The following is a 19,348-nucleotide window of genomic DNA, read 5'->3' on the forward strand; positions in this document are numbered from 1 at the left end:
TGCTACTTGGAGATTCATTATTCTTCAATACTTTACTATTGTTCTAAGCCTTTGGATTATCAAATCATTCGTGAATCTTATTTTTGGTTAGAGGAACCTATTCAGCCACTTTGGTAAAGATATTTTTACAGTATGAACAAGCTTCAAGATGTGCCCCACGATATACTTTTCTGGTTCAGTCTAACGATTCTTTCGGAAACTACCGATATAGTTAGTATTCCAAAAAATATATTTAATGGGAGTATAATGATTGGCGTTATGCTCACATCTCAAAGGGGAATATCTTATGAGGATTCGAAATCATACTAGATTTTTAAAAGTAATCGCTAGTTTATCTGTTATTTTCGCTACTGTAAATTATCCAGTTATCTCCTTTGCCGAAGCGGTTGATTCTAGTGAAGTCAGTGAAACAAGTAACGCCGATGACATTAATTCCGGTATAGCAGAGTTAGACTATGATAATGACGAAGTTTTAGCAGTAAGTGGAGATGAAATAGATAGTTTTGTTCCAAAAGAAGCACTCAACCCACATGGTAAGTTTATCGTCGTAGAACGCAAGAAAAAGTCACTTTCCACTTCTCCAGTAGATATTTCCATTATCGATTCTATGGCTAATCGCACGTACCCAGGTGCATTACAGCTTGCCAATCAAGCTTTTGCAGAAAATAAACCGAGTGTATTACTGGTACCAAGAAAACCTTTGACGATTAGTATTGATTTACCAGGTTTGAAAAAAGAAAACTCCATTACTGTGGATAATCCAACATACGGTAGTGTGTCTGGAGCAGTAGATGAGCTTGTATCTAAATGGAGCGATGAGTATTCAGCAACACATACTTTACCTGCACGATTGCAGTATGCAGAATCAATGGTTTATAGCAAATCTCAAATCGGAAGTGCTCTGAATGTTAACGCGAAATATCTTGATTCTACATTAGGAATTGACTTTAATGCGATTGCTAATGGAGAGAAAAAAGTAATGGTCGCGGCCTATAAACAAATATTTTATACGGTAAATGCGGAGCTGCCTAACGATCCATCCGATCTTTTTGATGATAGTGTTACTTTTAAAGATTTGAAACGCAAAGGGGTAAGTGATCAATCCCCACCTGTTATGGTATCCAATGTCGCATATGGTAGAACCATTTATGTGAAATTAGAAACAACCTCTAAGAGCAAAGACGTAAAAGCAGCATTTAAAGCCTTGCTTCAGAATACTGCCAATGTAGAAACGAATGCCGAGTACAAAGATATTTTTGAAGACAGTTCCTTTACAGCTGTAGTATTAGGCGGAGATTCACAAGAGCATAACAAGGTCGTTACAAAAGACTTTAGTGAAATCCGGAATATCATCAAAGATAATGCGGAATTTAGCCTGAAGAACCCAGCATATCCAATCTCCTATACCAGTGTTTTCTTAAAAGACAATGCCATTGCTGCCGTTCATAACAATACAGATTATATTGAGACTACCGCTACCGAATATTCGAAAGGTAAAATATCACTTGGCCATTATGGCTGGTATGTCGCTCAATTTGATGTATCCTGGGATGAAGTTTCCTATGATAAAAATGGGGAAGAAGTACTCACACATAAAACGTGGGAAGGAAGCAACCAAGACAGAACAGCTCCTTTCACTACAGTCATTCCTCTGCCACCTAATGCAAAAAACATAAGGATTTTTGCGAAAGAATGTACCGGCCTTGCTTGGGAATGGTGGAGAACCGTTATTGATGAGTACAACATTCCATTATCGAGTGAGATTAAGGTTGAAATTGGCGGAACGACATTAAACCCAACGGGTGGTATTACATTTAAGTAGTTGTGAAGAGAAACGGCTGAAATCCTTTTTATCGAGGACTTCAGCCGTTTTTCTTTTTCTTATTCCTAAACCAGTCCTAACACCCTTTTGTGCCGCAAATGTAAGTCACATATCATCTCAATTCACACAAAATATTTCATTATTTCGAAACGAACAGGGAGGGTAACAGTTGCATCATTTCATCCACATGCGGTGATTCTCCAAACATGAGATGCTTGTTCCAATCTTCCGTGCCAAGTTCCCTATCACCCATTTTGATAAAACACAAACCTCTCCGATAGTAAATATCTTGTTCGTCTGCATCAGAAAACGCTAAGGCCTCTGTATAATCAGAAATGGATAATTGCCACTCCTCCTGTGCTTCATAGACCCATGCACGGTTGTAAAGGACGGTTGCATTTTTCTCTAGTGCAATAGCTTCAGTTAGATCAGCTATGGCCCTGTCATACTCCCCCATCTCATAGTACAGGACAGCCCTATTTGTCCAAGCGGCCATCATTTCCCTATCCTTGTTTAGGGCAGCGGTAAACGTTTTTAGTGCTTGATCATTATTGCCATCCGACATTTCAATTAAACCTAGTGTACACAGGAGCCGCGCATGATCAGGCTCTATTTCTAAACCGAATTCAGCATCTTTTCGGGCCATTTCGAATTTCTCCATTTGATACAATAATGTAGCTCTGTTAAGTAATCCATCAAGATTTTCGGGTTCTATATCAAGCAAGTAGTCATAGTCCGCCATTGCTTTCTCCACATCTCCAAGACGATTGAAGGCAGTAGCTCGATTGAAATAAACCTCTGGAAACGGAGGACTAAGCTTTATCGCTTGGTTATAATCTTCAATGGCTTCATTCAGTCGCCCCATTCGGCTATAAAGGTTTCCACGATCAAAGTAATATTCTGGATAATTGGAATCAATCTGTATCACTTGGCTAAATGTTTCAGCTGCTTCTTCAAACCTTTTTAAAGCTACGTAAATCAGCCCTTTATTATGAAGCAACACCGAGCGATGCAACATATGTTCATCAGGAGCAAGATCCTGATTTAACCTTTGCCATCCTTCCGTAACCAATCGAAGCGCTTCTTCAGGATTATCCATATGTAACTCTACTAAAGCCAATCCATTTTGGTTAAATACTTGTTGAAATGCACGCTCTTTTTCATCTTTAATCAATTCTGCCAAATCAATGGCTTTTTGTATCCATTCTTTCGCCTTCTCGTGTTCTCGTTCTCGGTGATGCCTCGTATAGTACATCGAAAATCCATATGAAATTTGCATATGAACTCTAAAATCATCAGTGTTTGCGTACACTTCTCCTAAAAGCGTCGGTATATCATCAGTTTCACCCAATGCAGCCAGAGACGTAGCCATTTTCATTGTAAAATACCGGCTATTATCAAATTCGCTGCTCCAATTCGTCAGTTTCCGGCCACGTAGGCTCATATCGATAGTCGCATCGTAAAAACCCATGTTAATGCTATAACTAACTGCTTTAAACAACGCTTCGCTTGCTGATTTCTCTGAAGTACCGCGCTCCAGATGAAACGGAATGGCGCCTAAGTGCAGTGACCACTGCTCTTCTTTTATAAGAGATTCTGCACGCTCTTCGTGAAGGCTCTGACGAATTTCAATAGGAGTTGCTTCATAGGCGAGCAATTCCTGCTCACAATCTGATGTGCAGTCAGAAAATATGTATCGTTTCGTTAGCTCAAGTCGCTGTTCGTCAGATAGATTTACTATCCCCCTATCTTGTTCGATGTCAGAAAGAATAGTAGTAGGCTCCGTATACGTTTGTAACGCCTTTTTCAGGGCTTCCTTTTCCGCTATTTCACTTGAACTTACGATCACCTGAATCAGGTCAGACTTCGCACGACGCAGAAGTGTACTTATAAATTCTGCATCAAGTTGATCACAGGCCTGCACATTTTCAAAAACCAGGGTCAATTTTCCCATTCGTTCCCGATTCGCTAATGCCAATAAAAGATCGATCAAACCATTCGACATGCGAAGTGTACGCAATTTCGAATAATAACGTGTTCTCTCTTTCGGAATAGCAAGAGAGGTAAGTGTTTCTACACTAACAGGAATGACTGCTTTCAGTTCTGGTGCTATGGATAAGATCTCAATACAGTGTGATAAAATCAGGTCTGGCCATTTCGAATAAGCTTCCGGAATAATCTGGCGCAGAAGGTCACCAGTACCTGTATAGGGTCCTCGGAGATTGCAATGACAATTGCTGACATAACATGTGGAGTATTGCTCTTCGAAGTACTTCTTTTCTCGGTCGCTGCGCCGAGATCCAATCAGCCATTGGTGTGTCATCAATTGTTTCATTTCGACTCATCCCCTCTGTTCCATTGATAAATTCCGAATTTCCCTTTTGTTTCTACGCTCTTTTAGGTATAGATAAAATACAATTCCATACTGGATTCCCGTTATAGACAAGAAAACAACGGAATCCAAGAATTTCATATCTTCTCCTGTAAATATGGAGAGAAAAATATTCGTTAAAAGTTGAATAGCGACCGGAATCATATAGAGCATCATTCCTGTCATCATCAGCCAGCCAGTTGCGTAAAAAAAACTGTACCATCTTGCTACCTGATGATCCCGTTCCGTATACTTGGACATATCGACCATCTTGTTCTTTTTTCCAATTAGTCCATACCATCTATTTTTCAAATAGGAACGTGTAGCCTCCTGAAGATTTACACACCCCAACATCGTAATCATTAAATAATAGATATCTGTTTGAAGATGAAAATAAAATTGCCAGAAGAAACGCAACAGTGTTGTAAATGCTAGTCCCATACAATATGCAGCTATGATTGTCTTCTCACCTGTATTTATCCAAATTGCACCAGCAACGATCACTAATAAGGAATACCACAAAATATCACCGAACATTCCAACTAAAAAGGGAAGAACACGCTTTCGTTTTGGGAATCCCCAAATACCTGGCATGGAAGAAGTGAAGACCAAAAAGTACATTCTTCTGCCTATACTTAGTTCTGACGGGATGCCCAGTCTTCGTCCGGCAAGCATGTGCATCAATTCATGAAACAAGATCCCTGGAATCTGACCGATCGTCATGCCAAGAAAAACCACCATGGCGTATTCGGAAAATAAGATGCTTAATCGACCCGGACGAATCTGTGGATATTGGTATAATAACCACAAGGCACAGGTTATGATGGCACCATAAATCAGCCAACCAAGTGGAGAAAAAGCTAGCTTACCCAACCATTGCCCCGATACTTTCTGCGCTTTCGTTTCCTTTTCCTCAACATCACAAATAAATGTCAGGTCACGTAATGTCTGCAAAAAATCATCCATGTCCACTTCATCGTGATAGGTATCTTGATACCAGGAATGCGCTTCGGCAACCCCCATGCCCTCTTGCAGTTTTCGTACAAGTGCTGCTCCATCCTCAGGAAAAACAGCAAACGTATCCGTTCCAAACCGCCCAATCAGGACTCCTTGCTTATCCTCCAGAAATGTTAACGGGTGTAATTGGATCATGCGATTTTCGTTCATGACTTTCCTCCCGGATGTTGTCATGCTATCTTCATAATTGAAAAAGAGGGGCAAATGCCCCACTTTTCCATGTTACTGACAAATATTTTATGCCTGCTCACATGTGCAGTCGTACATTGTGTTAGCTACTGAAGTCAATTTTACAGGTTCGGTTTTTTGCACAGTAATTTTTTTCATAATAATGGCCTCCGATAAATTGTTATTTATACCATATTCGCGAATGTATGGTATATACTGGTAATGATAGCTTGTATTTTTCTGACTGTCAACAATCTTTTGATTTTTTTGAAAATAAAATATTTTCAGGAAAAATATAAGAAAACGAAGGTAGGTAAATTAGGATTCTTTTCTAATCTCCCACATTACTCCACCCTTTGTATCATAAGAGTCTTATCGCTTCCATGATGAATCAAATTTATTACAAAATAACCCTTCCACATTTCGGAAGGGTCTAGACACCAATGCTTCTTGCTTTCATTTTTCCGTACTAACACCTAAAAACCTTTGATCAAGATTCCAACTCTATTTTTTACTTTGGTATAAAAACTCAACTTCACGATCTAGCAAATATCGATATTCAAATAATTGCATTGTTCTTTCCCTAATTCTCTCCCGTATAGCCCTGCCCAGGCTTACCGATCCTTGTGATCCAAGGTAACGATTATCAATAAATGTCTTCTCTACAAATTTTGTTTCCCTTAAGTGATACTGTAACCATTCTTTCTGCGATTCAATTAGTGCTTCTCTTGGTTCTCTATCCAACTTAGAAAGAAGCTTTTTATATATTTGATTCAACTCTTTATCCCAAATCTCTGTATATTTGCTTTCCAAAGCCCCCCATTGCAATGTTGTAATAATCTCTTTGGAATTTTGAAGTTCATTAAATTCCACTTCATAATCATGATCGATAGGATTTCGAAGCATTTCATCATAAAATTCTCCTTTCAATTCATAGTTCCCAATGTTCATAGATAACACTTCATTGTTAGAAGGAGCTGATCGACCTTCAGTTATTTCTTTCGATTCTGTTCCATTACCTGTACTCCCTACATCAGGAGGCAGCTCAGAATTCATTTTTGATTTAGTTTCGCCGTTCAAAGTAGTCGATTGACTAATATTTTGACAAGATGAAATTATTATCGTAATAAAAAGTAATAAGAGTATCTTACCTTTCATAAATTATCTCCTTAACTATTATCTTTACTATTTACCGGTAATGGCGCATAACGTCTTATTCACGAACTTCGTAAATAATCCCATATATAGGGTATTCTCGAAAACTTTTGAACTATCCTGCCCCTAACTTTAAGAAAGGACCTTGTGCGTACAACAAATTCTTAAATAATTTGGTACGGAGCAAACGAGGGTAAACTCTGCCGCAACATTAAAATGTAAATCATTCGGCACTGGGTGGGGTCTAATTAGAAGACTATACATGCCCTGTAGAGGACAATAAAAGAGCCGCCCATTTTGGTGGGTGGCTCTGCTTCTATTAGTCCTTTATACAGCCCCTCAAAGGCTCTCAGATTGTCTCAGTCGATTTTGTTGCTTCCTCCGGAGGATTGGTGGTTGAATTACCGAAGATAACCGTAAAAAAGGACTGTCATTCAACTGGCAGTCCTTAATTTTCACTGGAGGATGTGATCGCGTGAGTAATCCTTTTGAAGTCTTCATTAGTAAGATCAAGGGGAGTAGGACATCTATAGATGGAAACGTGCACATTACAAACGAAGAACATAAATTTGTGCTTTACCCATCGAACGAATCTATCACGGACATAAAGGCGAAACTGAAATCGTTTGAGCTGCCAGAGGATTACATCAGCTTTTTAAGCTGCTACAGCAGTGCAGCCCTATTTAAAGATGCAAAGTACAACGCTGGCGGCTACGATGTATTAAGTACCAAACTCGTCATTGAATACTGGAAAGGATATAGTATCGATCATCCGTACTATCCTATCGTTTGGAGCAGCCACTCAGTAGGCTGTGTATGCGTTGATCAGGACAGACTCCACAGCGGGCACGGATACCTCACATGGATTCAAACGATTGACCCCGACAACTCGATAGACATAGACCTGACGTTTACTGAGTGTTTAGATCAACTCATCGAACACGAGGGCAAGGAATTCTGGATTCCGTTCCAGGAGGAGGAATAGTAAGAGAAAATGACGCCTTTTATAGTGCGTCTTCAGGATGAATCGGACGCCTAATGCATGACTGCCAAAAAGCCGGGACTAAGCTCTCAGCTTTTTTCTGTAAGTTGGGGGTAATCCCAGCGCCGCTTTTGACTCTTGTGTTGAAATATTTAAAATTTGTTAATAGCATTAGTTTATACTCTCTCTCCTATGCACAGTTATACTTTTTGTCCCCTCCGCCCATTTTTCCAAATAATCCCAATCTTAATCCGCCGCAAAGTATCCCGTTGACGCATACGCCAAAAAAGCAGTAACCATAGTAGATACTACGTGGAATAGCCCTGACATTCTAGAAGATTCAGCTAAGCTGGGAGTATCGTGCTAGTTTTCAGGTTGAGCAGGATGGAACAGTTAAAGTAGACCATAGGGTAGTGAATTAGTAGAGCTGAAGACTAAGAAGAGATGTCTTATGGGTGTTTTTTCATTTTTGGTATAATTTAGGTAATGGGGTGGTAAAGGAATATGAGCGAAGCTGTCTTTAGTTTCATAGAGCTGCTTGAAATTGCTGGAGGCATATTCTTTTTCAGTTTGTTTAGGTATGGATTAAGTAAGCATAATGCCACTTGGAAATTTATTATTCTTGAATACTTTGCTATTGTTATAAGCATTTGGATTATTAAATCGTTGGTGAATCTTATTTTTGGTTAGGGGAACATGTCTGGTGATAAACCAGATACATACAAGACATTCCGAATAGATGCACCTATTCAGTTACTTGGTAGCAGCCATGACCCACTCTCTACTTTCAACGGATAATGTTTCATTTGTAGTAGGTAGCATATTAGTACAGAAAAGAGAGGTTCTCCGCCCCACTTTTTCAGTCCGCCAATCCATCTCCGCTTAATTTTGGCGACATGCTTGGCATACCCAAGAGTGGACTCAATCTCTCCTTCGAGCATTTCTTGGATCGTTTCTGCAAACAATTCCTTTAACGCTGATTTCACGGCGTCTACCGACTTCATATACTTCTCTTTGATCCACTACTTGATCTGCTCTTTTGACATCACAAAAATCTCCCAACCTTTTTAAAACTAATTGTAGTTTAGAGGAAAAGCAGAGTATATATCCTCGCAAGCTTGCGAACAACTGGGTGAGTGATAATAACTCTAGAAATAATGTTATAGATAACTACGAAAAGAACTATGGTCTCGCTCAACACTTTGGCTTGGGATGAAGTTTCAATCCATCATATGATCCCGCTAGAATGCTATGGATCGAATGATATGAGTAAGTTGATTCCTCTTCTCAGATATCCAACAGCAACTCTAACATCCTGTATCATGATGATGTCACTGACTGGTGGAGAAGTTATCGCAGAAATTAACGTAAAATTGGGCTGTCATTCAATTGATAGTCCCTATTCTCATTGAAGGATGTGATCGTGTGAGTAATCCTTTTGAAGCCCTCATTAGTAAGATCAGGGGAAGTAAGACAAGTGTAGACGGGAACGTTCATATCAAAAACGAAAAATATCAATTTACATTCTACTTCTCGAACGAGTCTATCACAGACACAAAGGAGAAACTAAAATCGTTTGAGTTACCAGGGGATTACGTCAGTTTTTTAAGCCACTACGAAAGTGCAACACTATTCAAGAGCGCCAAGCATAACTCTGGGGGTTATGATGTGCTAAGTACCGAACTCGTCATTGGGTACTGGAAAGGCTACAGCATCGACCATCCTTACTATCCTATAGTTTGGAGCGATATCTCAAATAGCTGTATATGTGTGGATCAAGACAGAATACATAGTGGTAAAGGTTACCTCACATGGGTTGGATCGATACTACCAGACGATACTATCGACATAGACCTGACATTCACAGAGTTGCTGGAACAACTTATTGAGCATGACGGAATTGAGTTTTGGGATCGACCTATTGAGGAGGAAGAGTAAGAAAAAAGGACGCCTTTTATAGTGTGTCTTCAGGACGGACGAATAATTAATGGTTCTACTGAAATCAGTTACAACTTCCAAAACCCACTAAGAAAGGGGCTTAGCCTTAAATCGGCTAGCCCCTTAATTTCATCAATATTACGCACTCCACATGCCCTGTATGCGGGGTCACACCTCGTTTACCCACCTACTGTTACAATCTAATCTAATCCTTTAAAGTCAAAGATTCTTCTATTACCCTCATGTTCTTCTAAACCTCAATCTACTGTGTGATGTTAGCATTTCACATCAAATTCACATCAGTCAGAAAAAAAATTTCCCCAAATATTATACCCCACCATACTGCAAAAATTTTTTAAACCATTTCATCATTCTAGCTACATTCTTCTACAAAATAACTTACATTTGGGTACACTTGTTTATTTTTCCAAATAGAAATACAATGAATTTTGTCGAGACCATTATACTATGGAGGAGGAGTTTGGATGTTTGAAAAAAGGCACTATGTACCTATTCTAAAATGGAAGCAAGGTGAGCAGAAAGCAATAGAGTTACTTCCCCTTACCGTAAAACAAGGCCTAACACCTCTATTAGAAATTCCACCAATTGATTGGGATTTTGAAAACGAAGCTCCGAAGAAAACAATCGACGAACATCTTGCAAACGTAAGTGAAACCCTTTCACGTTCTTGGGGATTAGATCGCCCATTATATCTTGATTTAAACTTTATAGAATCAAATGAGCGCATGGCATCTGGTCAGCATCCATTAGGTTATATATTTAACCAATTACGAACTGATGGAATTAATGCCATTCCAGTTACAGGAACTAATCGAGATTCTGCTTATCAAATAGAAGTTATCTCAGCTCATCAACGGGATCAATTAGGTATATGCATTCGATTAACAGAAGAAGATTTTGACGACCTACAAGTAAATATTGATTCATTGTTGACTACATTGGGTGTAGACACTACCGAAATAGACTTAGTTATTGATTATAAATACGTCAACCCCAATGACAGAACAAGAACTGCACTGTTTATTTCAGGTCTTATAAATGGATTACCTTATCTGAATAGTTGGAGAAATCTTATTCTTTGCGGAACAGCATTTCCGAAAGACCTTTCGGATGTAGGGAGTAACACCATTGATCAAATCGAGAGATCAGAATGGATTATTTGGAAAAGACTCATTCAAACAAATAGAGTTAATAGAACTCTTACATTTGGTGATTATGCTATTGCGAATCCCGAGCCGTTTGAAGCTGATCCCCGTTTAATTAGAATGAGTGCAAATATTCGCTATACTGGAGATGATAAATTCATCATCTTCAAAGGTCGTGACTTAAGAAAATACGGTCATCATCAATACTATCAACTTGCAGCACAAGCGGTCGCTCATCAAGAGTATAAAGGTGCCGGATTCTCTGCTGGTGATCATTACATTCAAGAAGTTGCAAATCAATCAACCACTCCAGGTAATCCAGCGACATGGCGGAGAGCAGGTACGAATCATCACTTAACATTAGTAGTTAATGAGCTCTCCACCGTGGCCTTGCCTTAAGACATCTTCGTACTTCGTCTTGTAACTCTTTAAGCGGCAATTGTTTTGCCAATGCATCCCATAATATATTTCGGGGTTTGCTCATCAATCCTTTTTGCAAACCCCGTTCTTTTAAGATGCCTAAAGCCTCGTCTCTCCACAATAACTGAGCTACAGCAAAAGGATCAATTTGAGTATTCCTTTGAGGTTCTCGAAATGGGTAAAAATACACTACCCCATCCTCTTCCATCTCCACACGAGTTACTCCCCACCATTCAGGAATAATGTCAATTATACCCTCTATAAAACGAGAAGCGGTTAAGATTGTAACAGTATCAAAAACCTTATTATATACCTCACATTGTCTTGGCAGTCTCTCCAATGTGTCACTTTCACTTTTTATTTCATACCCATTAATAGCACCATTTACAACTGCAACATCAATTCTTGCATCACCTTGGCAGAGACCAAGCTCATCAAGAATTAACGTATCCGGTTCTTCTTTATGCTCTTTTTTTAAAACGAAGTGGAGAGATGTGCGAATATCGATATCTCTAGTTTTCACCTAAGTCCACCCCTCCCAAGAATCAAGTAGCTAACATGCAAAACACGACCATTTTATCTACTTTCTACAGGTAGATACTGGGCGTGTGTCGTTTATTTTATCACAAAAAGCGTTGATTATTCCAGTAAAAAAATCCCACAAAAGACAGTATATCTCTGTTAGTTTTATGGATAACTCTTTAATTCTACCATTTGGCGATCTCCCTAGCTATCGGTGCAATTCTTACCCGTAATTCCAAGTTCTTGTACGATAAGATTAGGGGTCTCTAAATTGAAATAGGATCCCTTGTGTGCTTTTAATGTGACGATCACTTTTATGACTCTAATGCCTTAGTAATCTTACCATATATGTGTTTTAGATTTTCCGAACTTGCCTTCTCAATATCTCTTCCTAACGACATTAAGACTCCTCTGGCAATATAGTTCAGAACTCTTTCGTGATGGACATCAACTATAAATGCTTTTTCAGGTAGTTCGGAATCCACATGAGCACCACCGCTTTTATTTGCAGTAAGTTTTATGAAATTCTTTATTGTTATCTTATGGTAGTTTTCACCTAGCTGGATTTTATAGATTACCTGATTAAGCCATTGATCTAATCCAACCCTAGGTTTAGTGACATCAAACAATAAATCACCAGGTATAAATGAACTGCCTTTATTATCTAATTTGATAAATGTGTTACTTATCGGATATAAAGTTGGATCAGATTGTACCTTCTTTAATAATGAATTATCTCTTCCATCATTCCAATCACATAAAATGATCCTCAGTTGAATAGCTAAAACATTATTAAATTCCTTAATATCAAAAAATTCTACCATTATCAAGCTATATTCTAAGATTTTTAATGCCTCTTGCAATTTGTTGTGATTGCCTTTTTGGGATCTTTTAAAAATTAGTTCTTTTTGTTTCGTCATCTAAACACCCCTTCTTATTTTCTTCATCTACACATTTTCCTAAAAATCGGAAGTCCCTCTCATCTGGTGCATAATCTCTTTCCAGCGTAAACCGTTCCAATAGATACGTAAACATTCAATAGGTCCGTGAACATGCTTTATCGTCCTCATCTTTGTGAACGCCTGTAGACGATACTTTAAGCTCCAAGACATTAATCACATCAATCCTCAAATGTATTGTATACCTTTGTCATCTCTTATAAATGCCTCTGGATGGATTCGGATACATACGGGCTTGCTGTTGATGAACCTAATGTGGAGCCATCCATCGGTGCAGACCTCCAGCAGATCAATACCAGCATAGAAACCATGTTTCCGCGCGTTTTTGTTTCCCCACTTCGGATTGTGATTACCCTTGTTCCCCTTGGCGATCTGCCCCCTGGAACGAAACTTCCTCGAACGTCTCTACCGTCCATGCATCACCCCACCTTCTATTTACCGTGTTCGTCTCGTAAACAGTAAACGCACCACAGAAGAAGATTCATTACTCTGATGCATGAAATTTTTCAACTGGTCGATTTAAACTACTTATTCTGCATTCCATCCTTCGGTTTCGACACATTTTCAAAGGAAATGTTTCAAGATATTGACGGTATGATTGTAGAATGCTCCAATACCTTGCTTTATCTTCTTCGTCTTCGACCTGTAAATATCCGCCTCTAGTTAATAGAACGAGAATTTCCCGCTCATTTTCATCTAACAGCATGCCTTTCGATTCAACAAACTGAACAATAGATGCTACTCTTCCAAACCTGTTATCCTCATATTTATACTCCTCAATCAAATCTAGCAGCTTATTGTCAGGATAAAACCATTCCCCGCGTTTCTTTAATCCCTCGAATTTTTCGTGAAGATATGATTCGAGCGCTCGCCCCCCAGTAGTCCAATGTAGGAGTTCTAACTCATCAGAATTGCCAGTTTGTAATTCTTTAATGCGACTATAAACATCGTCAGCATGCCCAATTTTTATTATTCTTTTATCTTTTTCTTGAATGAAATAAACTTTCGACCATACATTAATTGGATCAAGAATAATCAAACTCTGCACCTCCACTAGAATATGTTTTTAACCCCTCATTTTATTTACCTGTCCATTATATTATTTCCTGCAGAAAACCTAATGTTATCCCGTTTTAGGCACATGGACCAGTATCCGTTTTATATTTTTCAAGATCAAGATATATCCAGTCTTCAAAAAAGGACACCCTTCCTAAAAGCAATCCGCCTACCCCCACTCACCTTCCCACCTTTCAATTAAGTCCACAGGTTTGTCAACCAATATGACAATCTGAAAAATTCTCCTGTCACCACTAAAACCCGTGCCGTTACTACATTCATCTAGTCTGTGGTGACAGTGACAATACTCCCCCTTATTTAGGGGTACTACCCTCATCCCCTCCCCCCTCTCACTATCTACTTCTTAGAGTAAAGAAGAAGAGTACTGTCACCTTTGTCACTAAACACTGAAAACCAGCTCCGTAAATGGTTTTTTCCGGTGACAATTGTGGGTGTTTAGTCGTCAGCTAATTGGCATGTTCGTGACTACTTAAGTTTGTTCACGCTGAAGTTTATTTTTCGTTCCTTATTTGTTCGTGGCAGTTCCTCAAACTTAATTCCCCGCGCCCTCAATGCAATGCGACGTACCATGTCTTTAAATTTGTACCGCGACGGCCATGCTTTGCGATCTGCTGACCAAACAGCAGCAGACAAGTTTGAGAATATTCTCTCCTTTTAACACAAAAAACAGAGCATGAAAAAGCACTAGGGACGAACTTACCCCCAGCACCTTCTTTTTGTTTGTTTATCCTGTGGTCGAATGCTTTTCTGTCTCTTATGCTATGTTTTCACATCAAATTACATCAACAGGCAATAAATTGAACTGTTACATATAAATCAGGATTGCTGGTAACAATGAATAAATCCTTATATAACAAAGCTTCTATTTCCTTGTTTCATTTGTGCAGACAAAAAATAGTTCTGCTTTTTTACCCCGTCTCAACCCGCATTCTTCCGTTGCCCGTTAAAATAAAGTCCTGGTTCACTTCCCGCTTTTTCTCCATTTTTGACTCCATTTTTTCAACCAAAACATTATTGTTGTGAGAATAAAATATTGATACAAAAAGAGGAGAAAGGCTTGATCCGATTGGATTCTGCTTTTCCCCCGATTTTTTGCTCTGGTGTTCTGGCAAAGATTTTTTCTGATTTTGTCAGGTGTTTATTGTGAATATCAAAGGTTTATTGCTTCTCTACATCATTCTTAACTAACAATGCAACTGATTCTACGTGCCCCGTATGCGGAAACATATCCACCGGCTGCACTTCCTTCACCTCATACCTCTCCGCCAGCACCTTCAAATCCCTCGCCAACGTAGAAGGATTACAAGAAACATAAACCACCCGCTCCGGCTGCATCTCCAAAATCGTCGTCAACAGCGCCTCATCACAGCCTTTGCGCGGCGGGTCAACGACAATCACATCCGCCCGTATGCCCTTCTCTTTCCAAGCAGGAATGACAACCTCCGCAGGCCCTGCTTCAAACGTCGCATTCTCCACGCCATTCAGCTGCGCATTTCGATTCGCATCCTCAATCGCTTCCGGCACAATCTCTACCCCATACACATGCTTGGACTTCTGCGCCAAAAACAGCGAAATCGTCCCGATACCGCAATACGCATCAATCACGGTCTCCGTACCCGTCGCACCCGCGTACTCCAACGTCTTGTTGTACAGCACCTCTGTCTGCGCAGGATTAACCTGATAAAACGAACGCGCCGAAATGGCAAATTTAATCGGACCGATATAATCGTAAATCACATCGCTACCCCAGAGCGTCACGGTCTTTTTGCCAAAAATAACATTGGTCTTGTCCGGGTTGATGTTCTGCACGATACTCGTCACGCCAGCTACCTGTGCACGAATCGCTTCTACGAGTTGATCGCGCTGCGGAATCTGCTCCTCCGTCGTTACGAGCACGACCATGACTTCTCCCGTCTTGACGCCAACCTTTACAACCACATGACGCAACAAGCCTGAATGACGCACCTCGTCATATGCCGTGATATTCAGCTTGGTTGCCGCCTGCTTCACGACTGCCACCGCTTCATCATTCACCTGATGCTGGATGAGGCATTCGTTCATGTCGATGATCGAGTGGGATTTCTCCGCGTAAAAGCCGCCGACCAACGCCCCGTTTTCCTCGCCGATTGGTACCTGTGCTTTGTTGCGATAGCGCCATGGATCGCTCATGCCGAGTGTCGGATGAACGGTAATCGCGCCTTCCCCATCGACTTGGAAGCCGCCAATGCGCCGCAGGTTGTCCCGCACGATTTGCTGCTTGTGTCGCAGCTGCTCCTCGTATGCGAGATGCTGCAACGAACAGCCTCCGCAACGGTCGTACAGCGGACAGGGCGGCTGGAAGCGATGGGTACTTGCTTCTACTACTTCTGTCAGCTTGGCAAAGCCGAAGTTTTTCTTTACATGATCGACACGCGCATGAACCCGCTCTCCTGCAAGTGCACCATCCACGAACAGCGTATATCCTTCAATCCGGCCGACTCCTGCTCCTTCGTGGTTCAGTCCGGTTATCTCCACTTCCACGGTTTGTCCGACACGTACAGGGACGTCCAGCTCCACTTTGGCTGTCGGGTGCGGACCGCGCCGCTTCTTTGTTGTCTTCGCCACTATCTATTGCTCCTTTTATCTTGCTCTATAGGTTTTCGTTTTCGCTCTAGGAAACATGCAGGGATGCACAGCGAAAAGCGGCATCCCCACGGCTATTGCTATTCATTTTACTATCTTCTTACGGGACGAACAACTCGATATGCCCCGGCAATGCTTCCACCACGCAAGGCAGCTGTCCGCCCAGCTCACCGTCCAGATTGAGCTGAACCTTCTCTCCGCCCGGCGAAGTGGCTTTGATATAATCTGCCTGGAAATACAGGATGTTCGGGTCCTTTAAGTGCTCGCCGCGAACTGCCTGTGTCGCCAGGCGGATAAACTCCGCAATATTCATCTTTTTCACGACGATGACATCCAGCTTGCCGTCTGACAAGTCCGCATCTGGGGCGAGCCTGTCGAAGCCGCCTACAGATCGGCTATTGGCGATGAGAAACACCATGATTTCTTCATCCAACAGCACCTCTTTGCGGCTCTCCAGACGAACACGGATCGGGTGAAGCGACGGCAGTTTCTCCAATCCCTTGACGTAATACGCCATTTGTCCGATTAGCGTTTTCAGCTTGCTTGGGACCTCGTAGGTCAAATTCGTCAGCGAGCCGCCACCTGCGATATTCATAAAATAGCGGTTATTGATGCGTCCCAGGTCAATACGTTTCTTCTTGCCCTTGGTGATAATCTCCGTTGCACGTGTGATCGATTTCGGTATACCGACCGCTCGGGCAAAATCATTGCTCGTTCCGCAGGGGATTATCCCTAGAGATGGACGTGCTTTGTGCTCTGCCATCCCATTGACTACTTCATATATGGTTCCATCTCCACCAGCGGCCAAGATGACGTCAAAACCGCGAGCTACTGCACGAGCAGCTTCTTCTGTCGCATCATCTTCCCCTCTGGTCGCATGGCATGAAGTTTCATATCCGGCCGACTCCATTAAATCGAGGATTTCCGGCAATCGCCGACGCACGATCTCCCGGCCGGAGCTTGGATTGTAGATTAATCTGGCTCGTTTCAAGGCAGATCCCTTCTTCCTTCCCTCGCTCACGGGGGTACTCTCTTCCATCATATCCTGTATAGCCATTTTTGGGAATCGCTATGCTCCATATAGCGTGATAAGATAGAAAAAGATGGAAATCAGGGAGATAGGGGAGACGCTTGTGAAGAAGATCATCGTGGGAGTAGATGTGGGTGGCACTGCAATCAAGATGGCTTTGATTACGCCAGACGGCGAGCTGGTTACAAAAATGCAAGAACCGACGCCAGTTGCGGACGGCGAGGATGGCATTTTGCAAAAAATCGTAGACATGTCTCATGATCTTCTTGCGCAGCATGACTATTCTCTTTCACAAGTATGCGGAATCGGTGTAGGCGTACCCGGACCCGTCGATGGCAGGAAGGGAATCGTCTTCCAAGCGGTGAATCTTCACTGGCGCCAACCCGTTTTATTAAAGGAAAAATTGGAAGCCCTTACAGGTCTGCCGGTAGCGGTCGACAACGATGCCAATGTCGCTGCCCTCGGGGAAATGTGGCAAGGTGCAGGCCAAGGTGCACAAGACCTCGTTCTCATTACACTCGGTACAGGTGTAGGTGGAGGCGTCATTTTGAATGGAAAGGTCATCCATGGCATTAACGGTGTGGGCGGCGAAATCGGTCACATCACCATGACCCCGGATAGCGGTGCCCCTTGCAATTGCGGCAAAACAGGTTGTCTCGAAACATATACGTCGGCGACTGCCATCATTCGTGAAGGGCGATTTGCCGCTACCAATGGATCAAGCCCGGCGCTTGCCGCTGTACTAGCCGCCAAAGGAAACATTGCAGCGAAGGATGTCCTCGAGGCAGCCGTAGCAGGAGACACAGCAGCTCTCGCGATTATCGATCAAGTGGCGCTCTATCTCGGTCTCGCTCTCTCTCACTTGGCGAATGTGCTCAATCCTGCGAAGTTTATGGTCGGTGGAGGCGTGGCCGCAGCAGGTGATTTCCTCTTTTCCCGAATCCGCGAATCATTCAAACGCTTCGTTCCATTCACCTACGTCGTCGAGTCCACAGAGATCGTTCCGGCAGCACTCGGTAATGATGCAGGTGTGTACGGTGCGGGCTGGTTAATCCGCTCACAGCTGCACGAATCCTGATCAGGCCACATAAATAGAATGGACGCTCCTGCACGTGAAGCCTCACAGCAAGAGCGTCTTTTTGGTATAGCTTTATGAAGAAGCCTGCCTAGGTGCCAGCTCTGGCTCCCCGCCTTTCCCCGAAACAATCAGCGCAGCACCGACTAGCACTGCACATCCCCCCAACAACTGAAGCAAACTAAAAGCTTCGCCAAACAACAACGCCGAAAACCCAAACGTGACAACAGGCTCCAGCGTGCTTAGCACGGACGCTTTGGTTGACCCGATCAGTTGCAAGCCGCGGAAGAAAAAACTGATGGCGACTACCGTGGAAAAAACGACGATCCCCAAAAGCGCCCACCACCCTTGCACCGCAAAAGTCAGGTCGACCCCTCCGTCTTTTAGCGCAATGAAAAACGTAGAAATGGTAGCAAACAGGGCGATGTACGCAGATGTTACATAGGACGAAACACCTTTTACCACCCGATTCCCCACCACAATATAAACGGAATAAAACAGCGCCGCAGCAAGAGCCAACAATACGCCAACTGGCTGAATCCCGCCAAATGACAAGCCGAGCACCAGTCCAAGTCCGACAAGTGTAATCAGCATGGCGATGACAGTCTTTTTCGTCAGCCGCTCTTTCTCGACGAAGTAGCTCAATATGGCAACAAACACCGGAAATGTATACAGCAGCAAGGCCGCCATTGAGGTCGGGATGTACTGCACCGCCGAGAAAAAGCTAAGGGATTGCAGCGTGTACAAAATCCCGCCGAGACAAAACATCGCGAGCACCTGTCTTTTATCCAAGCGAAACGACTCCTTGCACCAGAACAACAAACCAAAAAACAGGGCAGTCGCCAATAAAAATCGCAAAAACAAGAGCGTCGAAACCGACACACCCGCTTCGTAGGCGTACACAGCAAAAATAGACATGACGCCAAAGCCAGCCGCCGATCCGAAAATATATAACACACCGACATACAGCGGATTCACAACATTTCACCAGCTTTCTCGAAATGACAGCGACAAAAGAAGCAAC

Annotated in this window: 15 protein-coding genes and 1 pseudogene; 6 read left to right on the forward strand and 10 right to left on the reverse strand. The window is 42.1% G+C overall.

The genetic code is table 11. The features are described from left to right. Positions 1 to 286 precede the first annotated feature (286 nt). Positions 287 to 1,822, forward strand: a complete 1,536-nt coding sequence (locus HP401_RS17260) for a thiol-activated cytolysin family protein (RefSeq protein ID WP_173605871.1) — start codon at positions 287 to 289, stop codon at positions 1,820 to 1,822. A gap of 139 nt (positions 1,823 to 1,961) precedes the next feature. On the opposite strand, the gene HP401_RS17265 is transcribed toward HP401_RS17260, so the two are convergent. The 3 genes from HP401_RS17265 to HP401_RS17275 form a co-directional block, all read right to left on the reverse strand. Next, a complete protein-coding gene (locus tag HP401_RS17265; RefSeq protein ID WP_173605872.1) occupies positions 1,962 to 4,157 on the reverse strand; it encodes a tetratricopeptide repeat protein in 2,196 nt (731 codons plus the stop codon). 6 nt (positions 4,158 to 4,163) lie between these two features. Next, positions 4,164 to 5,360, reverse strand: a complete 1,197-nt coding sequence (locus tag HP401_RS17270) for a hypothetical protein (RefSeq protein WP_173605873.1) — start codon at positions 5,358 to 5,360, stop codon at positions 4,164 to 4,166. Positions 5,361 to 5,882: 522 nt separating this feature from the next. Beyond that, entirely contained in the window at positions 5,883 to 6,536 is a 654-nt protein-coding gene (locus HP401_RS17275) for a lysozyme inhibitor LprI family protein (protein WP_173605874.1), read from the reverse strand. 538 nt (positions 6,537 to 7,074) lie between these two features. Here HP401_RS17275 and HP401_RS17280 point away from each other — a divergent pair. Together HP401_RS17280 and HP401_RS17285 are read left to right on the forward strand one after the other, a co-directional pair. Beyond that, a complete protein-coding gene (locus tag HP401_RS17280; protein WP_309145135.1) occupies positions 7,075 to 7,518 on the forward strand; it encodes an SMI1/KNR4 family protein in 444 nt (147 codons plus the stop codon). A gap of 501 nt (positions 7,519 to 8,019) precedes the next feature. Then, positions 8,020 to 8,205, forward strand: a complete 186-nt coding sequence (locus HP401_RS17285) for a hypothetical protein (RefSeq protein WP_173605876.1) — start codon at positions 8,020 to 8,022, stop codon at positions 8,203 to 8,205. Between the two features lie 188 nt (positions 8,206 to 8,393). On the opposite strand, the pseudogene HP401_RS35790 reads toward HP401_RS17285, so the two are convergent. Then, a pseudogene (locus HP401_RS35790) lies at positions 8,394 to 8,519 on the reverse strand (IS256 family transposase); the annotation flags it as partial. A 421-nt stretch (positions 8,520 to 8,940) separates the two neighbouring features. Here HP401_RS35790 and HP401_RS17295 point away from each other — a divergent pair. Continuing rightward, complete coding sequence (locus tag HP401_RS17295; protein ID WP_173605878.1) at positions 8,941 to 9,453, forward strand: SMI1/KNR4 family protein; 513 nt, start codon at positions 8,941 to 8,943, stop codon at positions 9,451 to 9,453. Positions 9,454 to 9,938: 485 nt separating this feature from the next. Then, a complete protein-coding gene (locus tag HP401_RS17300; protein WP_173605879.1) occupies positions 9,939 to 11,018 on the forward strand; it encodes a beta family protein in 1,080 nt (359 codons plus the stop codon). Here the strand turns inward: HP401_RS17300 and HP401_RS17305 are convergent. The 5 genes from HP401_RS17305 to HP401_RS17325 all read right to left on the reverse strand — a co-directional run bounded on the left by HP401_RS17305 (position 10,987) and on the right by HP401_RS17325 (position 17,210). Continuing rightward, on the reverse strand, positions 10,987 to 11,562 hold the full coding sequence (locus tag HP401_RS17305; protein ID WP_173605880.1) for a sce7726 family protein: 576 nt from the start codon (positions 11,560 to 11,562) through the stop codon (positions 10,987 to 10,989). The two genes, HP401_RS17300 and HP401_RS17305, sit on opposite strands and share 32 nt — an antisense overlap. A 313-nt stretch (positions 11,563 to 11,875) precedes the next feature. Then, positions 11,876 to 12,481 carry a hypothetical protein gene (locus HP401_RS17310; protein WP_173605881.1) on the reverse strand — a complete coding sequence of 202 codons (606 nt, stop codon included), beginning with the start codon at positions 12,479 to 12,481 and terminating at the stop codon, positions 11,876 to 11,878. A 523-nt stretch (positions 12,482 to 13,004) separates the two neighbouring features. Next, positions 13,005 to 13,559, reverse strand: coding sequence for a GIY-YIG nuclease family protein (locus tag HP401_RS17315; protein ID WP_173605882.1), 555 nt, complete (start codon positions 13,557 to 13,559; stop codon positions 13,005 to 13,007). A gap of 1,196 nt (positions 13,560 to 14,755) precedes the next feature. Then, positions 14,756 to 16,201, reverse strand: a complete 1,446-nt coding sequence (gene rlmD / locus HP401_RS17320; protein WP_173605883.1) for a 23S rRNA (uracil(1939)-C(5))-methyltransferase RlmD — start codon at positions 16,199 to 16,201, stop codon at positions 14,756 to 14,758. A 118-nt stretch (positions 16,202 to 16,319) separates the two neighbouring features. After that, on the reverse strand, positions 16,320 to 17,210 hold the full coding sequence (locus HP401_RS17325) for a diacylglycerol kinase (RefSeq protein WP_173605884.1): 891 nt from the start codon (positions 17,208 to 17,210) through the stop codon (positions 16,320 to 16,322). Positions 17,211 to 17,322: 112 nt separating this feature from the next. Between HP401_RS17325 and HP401_RS17330 the strand changes: the two genes are divergently transcribed. After that, positions 17,323 to 18,327 carry an ROK family glucokinase gene (locus HP401_RS17330; protein ID WP_173605885.1) on the forward strand — a complete coding sequence of 335 codons (1,005 nt, stop codon included), beginning with the start codon at positions 17,323 to 17,325 and terminating at the stop codon, positions 18,325 to 18,327. Between the two features lie 72 nt (positions 18,328 to 18,399). Here HP401_RS17330 and HP401_RS17335 read toward each other — a convergent pair whose 3' ends face one another. Next, positions 18,400 to 19,302, reverse strand: coding sequence for a DMT family transporter (locus HP401_RS17335; RefSeq protein WP_173605886.1), 903 nt, complete (start codon positions 19,300 to 19,302; stop codon positions 18,400 to 18,402). Positions 19,303 to 19,348: the final 46 nt, after the last annotated feature.

Source organism: Brevibacillus sp. HB2.2 (genome assembly GCF_013284275.1).
Lineage (GTDB): Bacteria > Bacillota > Bacilli > Brevibacillales > Brevibacillaceae > Brevibacillus > Brevibacillus brevis_D.